This is a genomic window from Marinobacterium weihaiense (assembly GCF_019061305.1).
In the GTDB taxonomy this organism is placed as follows: Bacteria; Pseudomonadota; Gammaproteobacteria; order Pseudomonadales; family Balneatricaceae; genus Marinobacterium; species Marinobacterium weihaiense.
Map to the genome: position 1 here is coordinate 1 of NZ_JAHQZT010000002.1, position 14,575 is coordinate 14,575.

15 protein-coding genes are annotated in these 14,575 nt (G+C 59.4%); 1 reads left to right on the forward strand and 14 read right to left on the reverse strand.

The features are described 5' to 3' along the window. Nucleotides 1–229: 229 nt before the first annotated feature. The 4 genes from KTN04_RS01830 to KTN04_RS01845 all read right to left on the reverse strand — a co-directional run bounded on the left by KTN04_RS01830 (nt 230) and on the right by KTN04_RS01845 (nt 3,337). Nucleotides 230–433, reverse strand: coding sequence for a hypothetical protein (locus tag KTN04_RS01830; protein ID WP_217333510.1), 204 nt, complete (start codon nt 431–433; stop codon nt 230–232). A gap of 163 nt (nt 434–596) precedes the next feature. Continuing rightward, the gene (locus KTN04_RS01835; RefSeq protein WP_217333511.1) at nt 597–1,400 is read right to left on the reverse strand and encodes an ABC transporter ATP-binding protein; all 804 of its coding nucleotides are present in this window, start codon (nt 1,398–1,400) and stop codon (nt 597–599) included. Next, nucleotides 1,397–2,302, reverse strand: coding sequence for an ABC transporter permease (locus tag KTN04_RS01840; protein WP_217333512.1), 906 nt, complete (start codon nt 2,300–2,302; stop codon nt 1,397–1,399). Before KTN04_RS01840 ends, KTN04_RS01835 begins: the two co-directional genes overlap by 4 nt. A gap of 63 nt (nt 2,303–2,365) precedes the next feature. Further along, nucleotides 2,366–3,337: an ABC transporter substrate-binding protein gene (locus KTN04_RS01845; RefSeq protein WP_217333513.1), complete on the reverse strand. Its 972-nt coding sequence runs from the start codon at nt 3,335–3,337 to the stop codon at nt 2,366–2,368. A gap of 329 nt (nt 3,338–3,666) precedes the next feature. On the opposite strand from KTN04_RS01845, the gene KTN04_RS01850 reads away from it, so the two are divergent. Beyond that, nucleotides 3,667–4,575, forward strand: coding sequence for a hypothetical protein (locus KTN04_RS01850; RefSeq protein WP_217333514.1), 909 nt, complete (start codon nt 3,667–3,669; stop codon nt 4,573–4,575). A 61-nt stretch (nt 4,576–4,636) separates the two neighbouring features. On the opposite strand, the gene KTN04_RS01855 is transcribed toward KTN04_RS01850, so the two are convergent. From KTN04_RS01855 to KTN04_RS01900, 10 genes are all read right to left on the reverse strand, one after another. After that, nucleotides 4,637–5,482 (reverse strand): DMT family transporter, encoded by an 846-nt coding sequence (locus KTN04_RS01855; RefSeq protein WP_254262316.1) that lies wholly within the window; start codon nt 5,480–5,482, stop codon nt 4,637–4,639. 72 nt (nt 5,483–5,554) lie between these two features. Further along, nucleotides 5,555–7,501, reverse strand: coding sequence for a S9 family peptidase (locus KTN04_RS01860; RefSeq protein ID WP_217333515.1), 1,947 nt, complete (start codon nt 7,499–7,501; stop codon nt 5,555–5,557). Then, on the reverse strand, nt 7,467–8,627 hold the full coding sequence (gene pqqE / locus KTN04_RS01865; RefSeq protein WP_217333691.1) for a pyrroloquinoline quinone biosynthesis protein PqqE: 1,161 nt from the start codon (nt 8,625–8,627) through the stop codon (nt 7,467–7,469). The genes KTN04_RS01860 and pqqE overlap by 35 nt, the downstream gene beginning before the upstream one ends. Continuing rightward, the gene (gene pqqD, locus KTN04_RS01870; protein WP_217333516.1) at nt 8,620–8,898 is read right to left on the reverse strand and encodes a pyrroloquinoline quinone biosynthesis peptide chaperone PqqD; all 279 of its coding nucleotides are present in this window, start codon (nt 8,896–8,898) and stop codon (nt 8,620–8,622) included. The genes pqqE and pqqD overlap by 8 nt, the downstream gene beginning before the upstream one ends. Further along, nucleotides 8,891–9,649, reverse strand: coding sequence for a pyrroloquinoline-quinone synthase PqqC (pqqC, locus tag KTN04_RS01875; protein ID WP_217333517.1), 759 nt, complete (start codon nt 9,647–9,649; stop codon nt 8,891–8,893). The genes pqqD and pqqC overlap by 8 nt, the downstream gene beginning before the upstream one ends. A gap of 10 nt (nt 9,650–9,659) precedes the next feature. Next, a complete protein-coding gene (gene pqqB, locus KTN04_RS01880) occupies nt 9,660–10,580 on the reverse strand; it encodes a pyrroloquinoline quinone biosynthesis protein PqqB (protein ID WP_217333518.1) in 921 nt (306 codons plus the stop codon). A 71-nt stretch (nt 10,581–10,651) separates the two neighbouring features. After that, the gene (gene pqqA, locus KTN04_RS01885; protein ID WP_003253598.1) at nt 10,652–10,723 is read right to left on the reverse strand and encodes a pyrroloquinoline quinone precursor peptide PqqA; all 72 of its coding nucleotides are present in this window, start codon (nt 10,721–10,723) and stop codon (nt 10,652–10,654) included. A gap of 336 nt (nt 10,724–11,059) precedes the next feature. Then, nucleotides 11,060–12,580, reverse strand: a complete 1,521-nt coding sequence (gene exaC / locus KTN04_RS01890; protein ID WP_217333519.1) for an acetaldehyde dehydrogenase ExaC — start codon at nt 12,578–12,580, stop codon at nt 11,060–11,062. Between the two features lie 197 nt (nt 12,581–12,777). Beyond that, nucleotides 12,778–14,082 carry a TRAP transporter large permease gene (locus KTN04_RS01895; RefSeq protein WP_217333520.1) on the reverse strand — a complete coding sequence of 435 codons (1,305 nt, stop codon included), beginning with the start codon at nt 14,080–14,082 and terminating at the stop codon, nt 12,778–12,780. Next, on the reverse strand, nt 14,072–14,566 hold the full coding sequence (locus KTN04_RS01900) for a TRAP transporter small permease (RefSeq protein ID WP_217333521.1): 495 nt from the start codon (nt 14,564–14,566) through the stop codon (nt 14,072–14,074). The genes KTN04_RS01895 and KTN04_RS01900 overlap by 11 nt, the downstream gene beginning before the upstream one ends. Between the last annotated feature and the right edge of the window lie 9 nt (nt 14,567–14,575).

The window sequence follows — 14,575 nt, forward strand, 5'->3', positions numbered from 1 at the left end:
CCTTGAAAAATCATGAAGAAGTTATTTCTCTGAACCAGTTGAGTTATTTCAAAATCTCTTTTTTCTAAAGCTATTTTGAACAATGCTTTCAATGCATCAACATCACCAGGCGGCACTGCTGGCAACCTTTCTAAAGTTGCTTCCTGTTCAACTTGAGCTTCTTTGCTCACGGTATCTCCTTAGTCATTTAACAGTCCATTTATGAGGTCTGCTACCTCATAAATAATTATTAGTGGGTATACTTTTTAATTCTGCCAACCAAAATAAAACCTATATAAATCAAAGCAGTAGATTTCAAACAGGCATCAAAAAGGTAGTTTCTCTTGTAGAACATCACCCAGCGGATATCCGGCAGACAGGTGTTCGCATCCGCAGAAAATGGACTGTTCTTATGATGATTTGTACCGCTTGGGGCTGTGACGGTGGCTGGCATGGCCACTTCCCTGTTATCTGCCTGAGGGGGTTCCGTGCAGTGGCCAACTCCATGCCACTGGCTATTGATACGAGCTTAACCTGATTGAGTGTTTGGATAAAGCAACAGAGTGCTCATACCGACCAAGGTCTGAGCACTCTGTTGGGGGTCTGCCGGGCCGGTGTCAGGCACCCAGCAGCAGTTTGTCGTCGTCCAGTTCTTCCCCGTCGGGGCGGATCTGGGCGAACAGGTTGAGCAGGTCTTTCACGCCGTAGTTGCTGCGTTCTTCACCGGCCAGGTCAAAGGCAACCTGGCCTTCGTGCATCATGATGGTGCGGGTACCGTGGTCCAGCGCCTGGCGCATGGAGTGAGTCACCATCAGCACGGTGAGCTGTTTCTCGGCCACGATCTGGTCGGTGATCTCCATCACCAGGGCAGCGGTTTTCGGGTCCAGCGCGGCGGTGTGTTCGTCCAGCAGCAGGATCTTGCTCGGCTGCAGGGCGGACATCAGCAGGCTGACGGACTGACGCTGGCCGCCCGAGAGCAAGCCCATTTGGGCGTCCAGGCGGTCTTCCAGGCCCAGGTTGAGCCGTGCCAGCTGTTCGCGGAAGAGTTTGCGCAGGCGTTCGTTCAGCGCCAGCTTGAGGCCGCCACGCTTGCCGCGACCGTAGGCCAGGGCCATGTTTTCTTCGATGGTCATTTGACCACAGGTGCCTGCCAGCGGGTCCTGGAAGACGCGGGCCACGTCCGCGGTGCGGGCGGCGGCCGACAGGCCGGTGACGTCGCGGTCATCAAAGCTGAGTTTGCCGGACGAGCAGCGGATGTCACCGGCGATGGTGTTGAGCAGCGTGGACTTTCCGGCGCCGTTGGAGCCGATAACGGTGACGAACTCGCCCTGGGGGATGGTCAGATCGACCCCGCGCAGGGCACGTTTTTCGGTTGCCATACCCGGGTTGAAGGTGACTTTGATCTGTTCACAGCGGATCATGCGGCATCTCCCTTGGCGGCCTTGCGGGCTTTCCACTCACGGCGCAGCTGCGGCAGGATCAGAGCCAGGCCCACCAGCACGGCGGTGATCAGGTTGAGGTCGGAGGTGGTGAAACCGATGAAATCGGCATTCAGCGCCAGCGCGATAGCCAAGCGGTACAGCAGCGAGCCGATGATACAGCCCAGAACAATGATCAGCATGGAGCGGCTGTTGAGCAGGCTTTCGCCCACGATCACGGCCGCCAGGCCCACCACAATGGTGCCGATGCCCATGGTGGAGTCGGCAAAACCGTTGGTCTGGGCAAAGAGTGCGCCCGCCATGGCGACCAGCGCATTGGACAGCGCGAGGCCGGCGTAGATTTTCTGATTCACCACGATGCCGTTGGCCTGCGCCATGCGCGGGTTGGCACCGGTGGCGCGCATCGCCATGCCGTACTGTGTATTGAGGAACCAGGCGATCAGCAGGCCGACCGCCAGAACAACCAGCCCGACGAAGATCACCTTGAGGTACATGTTGGGGATGCCCAGGGACTCGAACGGGGACAGTACGGTCGGTTCGGTTATCAGGGCCAGGTTGGGTTTACCCATCACGCGCAGGTTGATGGTGTAGAGCGCCGTCATGGTCAGAATACTGGCCAGCAGGTGCAATATATTGAAGCGCAGGTTGAGCCAGGCGGTCACCAGGCCTGCGGCGGCACCGCCAAAGACGGCGCAGAGTGTCGCCAGATAGGGGTTAACGCCACTGATGATCAGGGCCGCGGCAATGGCGGCACCCAGGGTAAAGCTGCCGTCTACGGTCAGGTCGGGAAAATCAAGCACACGGAACGTCAGGTAGACCCCGATCGCCACCAGGCCGAAGATGAAACCGATCTCCAGCGTGCCCATGAAGGAAAAGAGAGACATAAGGTTTTGCCTTGTCAGGTATCACAACCCGGCACGGCCGGTTCAGCCGAGCCGGGGCAGGTGTTACTGGATTATTTTGGTGGCACGCTCAAGCACGGCCGGAGGAATTTCGATACCCATGCGCGGTGCCATTTTGGCATTCACATACAGGTCGGAGCCGGTGGCGACGCGCACGGGAATGTCACCCGCTTTTTCACCCTTGAGGATGCGCACGATTACATCGCCGGTCTGGCGACCGATATCGTAATAGTCAAAGCCCAGTGCCGCGACGGCGCCCCGCTTGACCGAGCCGGTATCACCGGAGAATACCGGGATGCGGCCGTCGATACCGACTTTTACCACAGACTCCAGTGCTGTCAGGATGGTGTTGTCAGTCGGGCAGTAGATCGCTTCGACATTGCCGATCAGCTTCTGCGACGCCATCATCACATCGGAAGATTTGGGTGCCGGCGCTTCCACGATTTCGATCCCCTGCTTGGCCGCTTCCTGTTTCAGAATCTCAACGATCGCCACGGCATTGGGCTCGCCCGGGTTGTACGGCACGCCCAGGCGCTGCAGCTCGGGTACAAACTCTTTGATCATTTCCAGGTGTTGGGCCACCGGCGTCTTGTCGGACAGACCGGTCACATTGCCGCCCGGCGCTTCCAGGCTGCGAACCAGCTTAGCGGCCAGCGGATCGGTCACGGCGGAGAATACGACCGGAATGTCGCGTGTGGCGCTGGCCAGGCTCTGTGCTGACGGCGTGGAGATACCGACCAGCACGTCCGGCTGTTCACCCACCAGCTTTCGCGCGATTTGCGCGGCAATGGCCGGATTGCCCTGGGCGCTCTCGTAGGTAAATTTCAGGTTTTGATCGGTGTAACCGTTTTCCGCCAGCGTTTCCTTGATGCCATCGCGTACGGAGTCTAGCGCCGCATGCTCCACTATTGCCGTCGTGGCCACATACAGCTGATCGGCTTGCACGGCCGAAACGCTCAGTGCACTCGCTGCCACGGCCGTGGCCAACAGTTTTTTCAGGGTCTTTGAAGGTTTCATCGAAAACACTCCGGTCAGTTATCGTATTCAGAGGTGTGTGGGCCATACATACATGCGTGCCCGACGACGGAAAAAACGTGCGCCGTCATGTCCCACATCTCTGCTGCTTTGAAGGCGAGCCGGGCTCGGTTACTGCACACTTGGCGCCATAGTTTACCAGAGCCGAACAAAAGTGAAGAGCAAGGGGCTGATTTGATTGATCAAAGCAGTGAAACAGGCCGGATATTGGCCCTTGAGCCCGTTTTCGAATTGCGTTTGCTCTGGTGTAAACTGAAGTGATTGAATAGCTACCGGCCTGAAACGGGCGTATAGCAGGGGTGGTGCACACCATGACTCAAACGGATGACATGACATGGAGCGACGGCATTGAACAGGTCGTCGCCAACGATCTGCGTTTCAAGGCGCAGCTGGATATCGGTGAAGAAGCCTTTGCATCATTGAAACTGAAGCGCTATCTGCTGGATGCGCTGGATGCCGGCAACGGGGCCATTACCGGAGCGGCCATTGCGAAGTCATCGTTTGTGGCCAGCACCTTTTTTGCCCCCAGCGGCCTGCTCGGCGCTCTGGGTCTGGGGACAGCGGTTACGCCGCTGGGCTGGGCCATTGCAGCCGGTGCTCTGGGTGCAGGCCTTAGCGTGATCATTGGCAAGAAGTTTGTGCGCGGCAATTCATCCCGCGTGAAGGTGATTCCGGAATTCATCAATACTCCACTCGATCTGCTGGCCGTGGGCCTGTTCGACATGATCGCCACCCTGGGCATGAAGCTGGCTGCAATTGACGCACCGGTTGATGATGCCGAACGAGCGTTGATCAGCCACTACTTCGTGAATGACTGGGGCTATGACGCCGACTTTGTTCAGGCCGGTCTGGCAAAAATCAGCCATGAACTGGAGCAGCATAGCCTGGAGGACGTGGCTCGCAAGCTGGCGTCGTATAAGAAGGATAACCCCGATTGCAACTACCGCTCCATGAGTGCCGAGATCCTGCGTTTTCTGGATCGAATCATTGCGTTGGGTGGTCATGTCGACACACGCGAGCAAGAGGCGCGCGACCGTATAAAAGCCATTTTTGACGATGCTGCCGGTTTCCGGCTGGGCAGCCGCATTAGTCAAACAGCGGGCAACTTGACCCGCACCGGTTTATCCGGTGTGGGCCGTCTAGGTAAGGGGACGCGTCGCCTGGGCGATAAAGTGCTCAGTGGCGTCACTCGGCGCGGCCGCAACAAAGACGGGCACTGAACCGTTACAACATCAGACTGGCAACCGCCAGCCTGCCGAAGCTCTGGACAAGGGCTAGTCCTCAGCGCCGCTCCAGAATCACCAGCGCAATGCCGCCCAGAATGGCGATGGCCGCCAGCACCAGGCGCAGGGTCAGGGCCTCATCCAGCAACAGCACGCCGCCCACCGAGGCGATGACCGGCACACTCAGCTGTACCGTGGCCGCATGGCTGGCTTTGAGTAACGGCAAGGCCGTATACCAGATGGCATACCCCAACGCCGATGCCAGCGCACCGGAGGCCACGGCATAGGACAACCCCGCCGTATCAACCTGCAGGTCGGCCAGCATGACCAGGCTGAGCGCCACCGCCAGCGGCACTGTCCTGAGAAAGTTACCGGCGCTGACCCGTGTCGGATCGCCCCCCTGCCGACCCCGCAGCGAATACACGCCCCAGGCGACGCCAGCGACCAGCATCAGCAACGCACCGGTCAGCGGGGGTGCCGAAACACCCGGCCACAGCAGCGCGATCAACCCGCCCAGTGCCAATAGCAGGCCCAGCAGTTGCAGCAGTGAGAACCGTTCGCCCCGCCAGAGCCCGAAACCGATCATGCTCGCCTGTACGGCACCGAACAGAATCAGCGCACCCATGCCGCTGTCCAGCGTGAGGTAGGCAAAGGAAAAGCAGGCAGCATAGAGGAATAGCGCCAGCGCGGAGAGGTTGTTGCCAGAACCAGAGGCCTCCCGCTTGAACAACTGCACCAGCAGCGCCAGCACCAACGCGCCCGACACCAGGCGAACGCTGGTGAAACTGGCGGCATCAATGGCGGTTTCCGTCAGAGCGATACGGCACAACAGGGAGTTGCCCGCAAAGGCCAGCATGGCCAGGACGGTCAGACTTAAGGCACGCACACTCAGTTGATAGCCCATAGGCCGACTCCTGTTCCCGACATTGAAAGCGGCATAACGGCCCGAGCGTTCACGGAACGGTTACACAACCGATCATGCCATGGCGATGATATGGCGGTAAAACGCCAACTCCCTCTTCAGCACGGCCGCCTGATTCGCAGGCTGGCGAAAGCCGTGAGCTTCCTCGGCAAAGTAGTGCGTTTCCACCGGAACACCCTTGGCACTCAGGGCAGCGGCCATGGCACGGGTCTGTTCCGGCAGCACCACGCGATCCTGCTCGCCCTGAAAGAAGATCACCGGCACGCGGATTCGATGGGCCTGCTGCAGCGGCGCTCGCTGACGGTAACGGGCCGCATCACACTCGGGGTCACCGATCAGCCAGTACAGGTAACGGGACTCGAACTTGTGGGTCAGCGCATTGAGCCGGGCCGGGTCACTGACGCCATAGAGGCTGGCCCCCCCGCTGAACAGCTCCGAATGGCAGAGTGCATTGAGAGTGGTAAAGCCACCAGCGCTGTTGCCCCGAATGAACACGGCTCGAGGGTCCGCCAGGCCCTGATCGATAAGGGAACGGGCCACCGCCTGTACATCGTCGACATCGGTGATGCCCCAGCGCCCGGCCAGTGCCAGACGATAATCTCGGCCATAACCGGTGCTGCCGCGATAGTTCACATCGGCGATCATGAAGCCGCGCTGGGTCCAGAACTGGATGGCGGGCCTGAACACCGGTGCGGTGCTGGCGGTGGGACCGCCGTGGGTCCAGATCACCAGAGGCAGACGTTGATCGGCCGGTGCGCCCTGAGGGCGATAGAGAAAGTACGGCACCCGCCCTTCCGAATCCGGCAGGTTGGCAGACTGGCTCAGCGGCAGGCTGACAGCAAAGTCGGGCCGAGTGCCACCGTGCAACAGGCGGCACTGATGCAGGTCATCGGCCGCCAAGCCGGTATCGACATGTAACAGCCCCGGCAGCCGATCACCAAATTCGGCCACACAGGCCAGCTGCTCATCTGCACATACCAGCGCATGCAGCCGCGATGGCATGACACCCAGCTCGAATGGCAGCCAGGTCGTGCCATGGTGCCGCCACAGGCGCGAATAGCCTTCGCATTGGCCGATGGCGATCAACTCACCCCGGGGCGTCCAGCCATAAGTGCTCAGGCCAAACTGCCAGGGTGCGGTGGTGAATTCGGTTGCGGCCGGCGGTTCACCCGGCAGCGGCTGCATATCGGTGCCCGCCAGCACATGGAGCCGCCACCAGTTGTCGGCATCGGCCACTGCATGCAGACGCCCATCCGGCGCAAAACGTGGCTGTGCCCAGGCGATGGCCCCATCCGCACCGGCTATAATATGTAACCGGCGTACCTGCTGCACCCTGCCCTGCTCATCAAGCTGCGCCAGCATCAAACGGGTATCGAGCCAGGGTTGATGCGGGTGATCCCACTCGATCCAGGCCAGTTGGCGACCGTCGGGGCTCAGCGCCGGTGAACTGTAGAAGTCGGCACCTTCGGCCAGGGTGATCGCCTGCCCCTGTGAAGCGCCTGACAAGGCAATGCTGACCAATCGATTGATGGCCTCTCCCGCTGCCGGGTGGGTTTCGCTGATGGCGATCAGGCGCGCTCGATCGGCATCGAACTGCAGGTCGGCAAAACGGGTCTGTTCGGCCCGGGTCAGGCGCAGGGGTTCGCAGGCCCAGCCCCCTGCTCTCAAACCCTGTGCATTCATGCCCCCGAGCGTCACATCCAGTTGCCAGATCTGCTGGTCCTTGTCGTTCACGAAGCAGGCCCGATCACCGGCCAGGCACCAGGCGCCGCCGCCATATTCATGCACGCGACTGCGCACGCTGAAACGCTCGGGCAGCAGGCTAACCGCTGTGCCCTCAACGAACCGACACAGGCGGTTGCGCCCACTGGCCGCATCAAAACTCACCCCCAGCAGCTGCCCCTGATGAAACCTCAGCCCCGAGTAGTCATGGATCGCGGCAACGGCGGCTTCGGCACTGAGAGGTTCAGCCGCGGGCGAATACACGGGAGTTACGTTCATTGCGAAAGGTGATCGGACTGTCTTCACCGCTGTTCTCGGCGGCGGCGCGGGCGTCGAGAATCGTCTGATGATGCGGTGATTTGCTACACACCGGATCGGCAGCGTTCATGTCTCCGGCCAGCATATAGGCCTGGCAGCGACAGCCCCCCAGATCGAGCTCCTTCTCATCACAGGAGCGACAGGGTTCCTGCATCCAGTCATCGCCGCGGAAGTGATTGAAGCCGAAAGAATCGCGCCAGATATGCTGCAGGCTGCTGTCCTTCACATTGGGGAACTCGATCGGCAGCATGCGGGCACTGTGACAGGGCAGCGCGGTGCCGTCCGGCGTCACAGTCAGGAAGATCTCGCCCCAGCCGTTCATACATTTTTTCGGGCGCTCTTCGTAATAGTCGGGGGTCACGAAGATCAGCTTGATCGGGTTGCCTGCGGCGGCGAGCTTGTCACGGTATTCGTTGGTAATGCGCTCGGCCCGTTCCAGCTGTGCCCGGGTCGGCAACAGGGATTCCTTGTTCTCGTAGGCCCAGCCGTAATACTGGCAGGTGGCCAGCTCGACGAAATCCGCTTCCAGTTCCACACACAGCTCGATGATGCGGTCAATGCGGTCGATGTTGTGCTTGTGGGTGACGAAGTTGAGCACCATGGGGTAGCCCTGGGCTTTGACTTCACGCGCCATCTTCAGTTTCTGCTGGAACGCCTTGTCGGAGCCGGCCAACATGTTGTTGACCGTTTCATCCGACGCCTGGAAGCTGATCTGAATATGATCCAGTCCGGCTTCACGAAAGGCGGCGATCCGGTCGGCGTTCAAGCCGATGCCGGAGGTAATCAGGTTAGTGTAATAGCCCAGCTTGCGCCCTTCGGCGATCAGCTGTTCAAGATCCCGGCGCACCAGCGGCTCGCCGCCGGAAAAGCCCAGCTGGGCGGCGCCCATCTTGCGCGCCTGGCGGAATACATCGATCCACTGTTCGGTGGTCAGCTCTTCGCCGTGGTCGGCAAAATCCAGTGGGTTGCTGCAATAAGGACACTGTAGCGGGCATTTGTAGGTCAGCTCGGCCAGCAGCCAGAGCGGCGGGCTCTGGGGGGCAACGGCCGGTGCTGCGCTTTGCTTAGGCCCTGTCGGCTCAGGCATAGCGGATCCAGTTTTGCTCATGGGCAACCTCCAGAAACTCCAGCACATCCGGGCCCAGCTCGCCGGCCTCGGGAAAACGCGCTTCCAGCGCTTGAATGATGGCCGCGCAGTCCTGCTCGCCGGTGATTTCACTGAGGATGGCACCCGCGCTGTCATTCAACTTGATCATGCCTTCCGGATACAGCAGCACATGACAGTTCTGCGCCTCTTCCCACTGAAATCGAAACATGGGGTTCAGGCAGGGCGTGTGCGCCAGGGTCGGTTTAGTCATTGAACAGCCCTCGGTGGTAGACCCTTGCCTGCGTCACCGTATGGTACGGTGGACGCTCCAGTTCATACGCCATGCTCATGGCGTCCAGCATGCTCCAGAGTACATCCAGCTTGAACTGCAGAATTTCCAGCATGCGGTCCTGCTCGGCGCGGGTGGTGTAATGATCCAGCGTAATCTGCAGGCCATGTTCCACGTCGCGGCGCGCTTCGGTGAGGCGGTTGCGGAAGTACTGATAGCCCTCGGCCTTGATCCAGGGGTAGTGCGTCGGCCAGGTATCCAGACGGGACTGGTGGATATGCGGTGCAAACAGCTCGGTCAGCGAGGAGCTGGCCGCTTCCTGCCAGGTGGCGCGGCGAGCGAAGTTCACATAAGCATCCACCGCAAAACGCACGCCCGGCAACACATGCTCGTGGGAGAGAATTTCGTCACGGGTCAGGCCTACCGCTTCACCCAGCTGCAGCCAGGCTTCGATGCCGCCCACGGCGCCATCGTAACCGTCGTGGTCCATGATGCGCTGCAGCCACTGGCGTCGCACATCGCGATGCGGGCAGTTGGCCAGAATCGCCGCGTCCTTGAGCGGAATATTCACCTGATAGTAGAAACGGTTGGCGACCCAGCCACGGATCTGCTCGGGTGTAGACTGCCCGGCATACATGGCGACGTGATATGGGTGATGAATATGGTAGAGGTCGCCTTTGGCACGCAGTGCCTGTTCGAATTCGCTGCGGCTCATCGGTTCAGTATTGCTCATGATGCTCTCCTCAGAGTTCGATGCTCATGCCGTCAAAGGCCACTTCGATACCATGCTCGGCCAGTACGCCCCGCTCGGGGGAGTCTTCGATCAGGATCGGGTTGGTATTGTTAATATGGATCAGCACCTTGCGCGGCTTATTCAGCGTATCCAGGTAGGCGATCATTCCCTCCTCACCGGATTGAGGAAGGTGGCCCATATGTACGCCCAGCTTGTCGCCGACACCCGCGTGGATCATCTCGTCTTCCCGCCAGAGGGTGCCGTCCACCAGCAGGCAGTCGGCGTCTTCCATAATCGGGCGCAGATGCGCTTCAATTTGGCCCAGGCCCGGTGCGTAGAACAGAGAACGTCCGGTGGCATCATCCTTCAGCAGCATGCCGATGTTATCGCCCGGATGCGGATCGTTGCGGTGCGGCGAGTACGGCGGCGCACTGGAGCGTAGCGGCACGGCGGTCAGGGTAATGCCCGGTACTTCGGGAATGGTAAATTCGTTGTAGGTAGCATCACTGGGGATCTGATTCCACGTCAGGCCGCCGTTCCAGTGTTCGAGCATATTGAACACGGGGAAACCGGTGCTCAGGTCCTGTTTGACCATGTCGGTGCAGTAGACTTGATGCGGGCAGCCTTCGCGCAGCATCAGCAGCCCGGTGGTGTGGTCGATCTGACTATCCATCAGCACGATGGCGGCGATACCGGTATCACGCTTGCCCTGCTTGGGCTGCAGGGGCTCGAAGCTTTCCAGCTGAGCGCGGATATCCGGCGAGGCGTTGAACAGGATCCAGTCACGTCCATTGAGGCTGGCCGCGATGGAGGATTGGGTACGGGCCTTGGCGTTGAGGGTGCCGTTGCGCAGGCCTTTGCAGTTGTCACAGTTGCAGTTCCACTGTGGAAAGCCGCCCCCGGCCGCTGAGCCTAAAATCTGTATTTTCATTATTGTGTTATCCGCTGGGGGTAGGAAGAGCGATAGGCAGGTTGGCAGCCCTTGCGGGCTGCCCTGTGCGCTTAGCGGTTGGCGAAGTACATGGTGACTTCGAAGCCAATGCGCAGATCAGTGAAGGCAGGTTTGGTCCACATGATGCTTTCCTCTTTGTTGTTATCAAGATGTCGTTGGAGACACCCTGATAGTAGGCAACCGCCCCCCTGCCTCAATATGGTACTTTGGAACGAATTCGGGTGTGACTTGGTAGCGCAGACGCAGGTATGTGCGCCAAACAGCCACTGGGCACACATCCCCGTGATGTCAAATCGAGGCCACCTAAACGCTACGCTTGGGCATACAAAGCCTTCTCTTTGCCTCACATAAAAAAACGGCCCGAAGGCCGTTAAAGATGTTGCTGCAGAGCAATTGCTGCCAGGGTGAAGCAGCCGTGAACGCACGTCCCTGTGCGCGATTTCGGGGGGATCCGCGGCTTAGAAGAAGCCCAGCGGATTGATGTCGTAGCTGACCAGCATGTTCTTGGTCTGCTGGTAGTGGTCCAGCATCATTTTGTGAGTTTCGCGGCCTACACCGGACTTCTTGTAGCCACCGAAGGCAGCGTGTGCCGGATACTGGTGGTAGCAGTTGGTCCAGACACGACCGGCCTGGATACCGCGACCCATGCGGTACGAACGGTTCATGTCACGGCTCCAGACGCCGGCCCCCAGACCGAACTCGGTGTCGTTGGCAATGGCCAGCGCTTCCGCCTCGTCCTTGAAGGTGGTCACGGAGACAACCGGGCCAAAGATCTCTTCCTGGAACACGCGCATGTCGTTAGTGCCCTTGAGCAGAGTCGGCTGAATGTAATAGCCGCTGCCCAGGCTGCCTTCCAGCTGCTCCTTGTCACCGCCGATCAGCACTTCCGCACCTTCATTGCGACCGATGTCCAGGTAGCCCAGAATCTTGTCAAACTGTTCCTGAGAGGCCTGGGCACCGACCATGGTTTCGGTATCCAGCGGGTTGCCACGCTTGATCTTCTTGATGCGTTCGATCACGCGCTCGATAAACTGGTCGTAAATGCTTTCCTGTACCAGCAGACGTGAGGGACAGGTGCACACTTCGCCCTGGTTGAAGAAGGCCAGAACCGTACCCTCGACACACTTGTCGATGAAGGCATCTTCATGATCCATGACGTCTTCAAAGTAGATGTTCGGCGACTTGCCGCCCAGTTCGACAGTCGACGGAATGATGTTTTCAGCGGCGCACTTGAGGATATGCGCACCGACCGGCGTAGAACCGGTGAAAGCGATCTTGGCGATACGGGTGCTGGTCGCCAGCGCCTGACCGGCCTCGGCACCAAAGCCATTGACCACGTTCAGTACACCTGCCGGCAGCAAGTCCTGGATGGTTTCAACCAGTTTCAGGATTGACCAAGGCGTCTGCTCGGCCGGTTTCAGCACGATGCAGTTACCGGCAGCCAGCGCCGGGGCGATCTTCCAGGCCGCCATCAACAGCGGGAAGTTCCAGGGGATGATCTGGCCGACAACACCCAGCGGCTCATGGAAGTGGTAGGCCACGGTATTTTCGTCGATCTCGCCGATGGAACCTTCTTGGGCACGAATACAACCGGCAAAGTAACGGAAGTGATCGATGGCCAGCGGCACATCAGCCGCCAGTGTTTCACGAACGGCCTTGCCGTTGTCCCACGTCTCGGAAACCGCGATCTGCTCGAGGTTCTCTTCCAGGCGATCGGCAATTTTCAGCAGGATGTTAGAGCGTTCCTGAACCGATGTACGTCCCCAGGCGTCTTTGGCGGCATGAGCGGCGTCCAGCGCCAGCTCAATATCTTCAGCGGTTGAGCGCGGCATTTCACAGAAGGCTTCGCCTGTAACCGGTGAGACATTCTTGAAATACTCACCCTTGACCGGGGCCTTCCATTCCCCACCGATGAAGTTACCGTAGCGCGGCTGCAGTGTAACGATGGAATCTGCATGTCCTGGCTGTGCGTAGATCATATTCTTGGCCTCTTGTTGTTATACCCATCACGCTCGAAGAGCAGTAACGATTGACGGATCAATCTTAGCTAGCGCAACTGATGCCCGAGTATAGTGCCTTGGACCTGAGAATGTGGCTCTTTGGTAGTAGGCAGGAGGTTGTTTTGCTTGGGATCAAAGCGGGTAGAGACCGGTGGCCCCCACCCGCAGTAAAGCTGTTACCACTTACCGACGACATACCCGAGCTGTTCCGGCAACCACAGGGCAATCCCCGGCACCAGCATGACCAGCAAAAGGCTGCACGCCATGGCCGCGATGAAGATCAGCGCCCAACCCATGGTATGCTCCAGCCGGATCTGGGCGATACGCGTCGTGACCATCAGGTTAACGGCTACCGGCGGCGTAAACTGGCCAATGGCAATATTCATGGCCAACAGAATGCCGAACCAGACCGGGTTCCACTCGAAGTGATTCATCAGCGGCAACAGAATCGGAATCAGAATCAAATAGATCGAAACCGCATCCAGCAGCATGCCCGCCAGCAGTACCAGCAACATCACCAGCAGCAACAATATCCAGCCGTTGTCCGACAGGGACAACAGGCCTTCTGCCAGATGCTGGAAGGTACCCAACGTAGTGCCGGCCCAGGCGAAAATGCCCGCCAGTGCGATGATCAGCATCACCACGCCCGAAGTGACAGCCGCTTCCGTGATCAGGTTGATCAGATCCCGGAAACCGAGGTTGCGATAGATCAGACTGCCGACAATGACACCGTACGCCACTGCAACCACCGCTGCTTCCGTGGGGGTAAACAGGCCCGAGCGCAATCCGCCGAGAATGATGACGGGGGCAAACAGTGCTGGCAGTGCCGCCTTGAAACTTTCCCACAGTGGGGGCCTTTCAGAAGCTTCTGGGTTTTCCCAGCCATGCTTGCGTGCCAGCAGCATGGCCGGCACGAGCAACGACAGCCCCGCCAGCACGCCCGGAAAGAGCCCTGCGGCAAAGAGTGCTCGCAGGTCAACCCCCGGCACCACGATCGAATACAGAATCAGGGCAATGGAAGGCGGTATCAGAATCGCCGTCGATGAAGATGCCGCAATCAGCGTAGCGGAAAACGGTTGCGGGTAACCAGCCTTGCGCATGCTCGGCAGCATGACCATGGCTACAGCCGCTGCATCCGCCGGGCCTGAGCCGCTCATGCCACCCATGATCAGACACACCAAAACGGCAACCACGGCAAGACCGCCATGGCGCGGACCAATCATCGCCTGGGCAAAGCGCACCAGACTGGCCGCCACCCCGGCCCGTTCGAAAATCAGTCCCGTCAGTATAAACAGCGGGATCGCAATGAGCGGATACTTGGCCACACTGTTGTAGGTATTGGTTCCCAGTGTCGCCAGCATGTCGGGTGACAGACCGGCAACAATCCCCACGACCCCGCCCAATCCAAGCGCAATGGCAACCGGAACGCCCAGCAGCAAAGCGACCAGAAAACTGCCGATCATCAACAGATCAGGACTCATGCACCACCTCCTCGTCCTGCTTGCCTCGCAGGCGGTCAAACAGGTTCTGCGTCGTGCGAATCATGATGGCCGCGGCCATCAGTGGCAGCCACACCACGTAGATCCAGTTCGGCAGCCCCAGCCCCGGTGACAGGGATTCCCATTGGTACTCCTCCAGCGCAAAAATCGAGCCGTACCAGGCAGTGATGCCCAGCACGATCATGCTGGCCAGCCACTGCAGCACATACACTCCTTTCAGCAGAGGTGCCGGCAGATGGTGCTCGATCAGTTCAATGCGAATGTGCTGGTTGTGACGGGCAGCAACCGCCGCACCGGAAAACGTCAGCAGCACCAGAAAGAACACCGAAAACTCTTCGGTAAATGCGAAGGATGCATCGGTCGCATAGCGGACGATGACGTTCCCCAGACTGATCAGGCAAATAGCGATCAGCGCCAGGGTAGCGAGCCAGGCTTCAGGCCTGAACTTGGGGCGTCGGGTAGACATTTCGGCTCC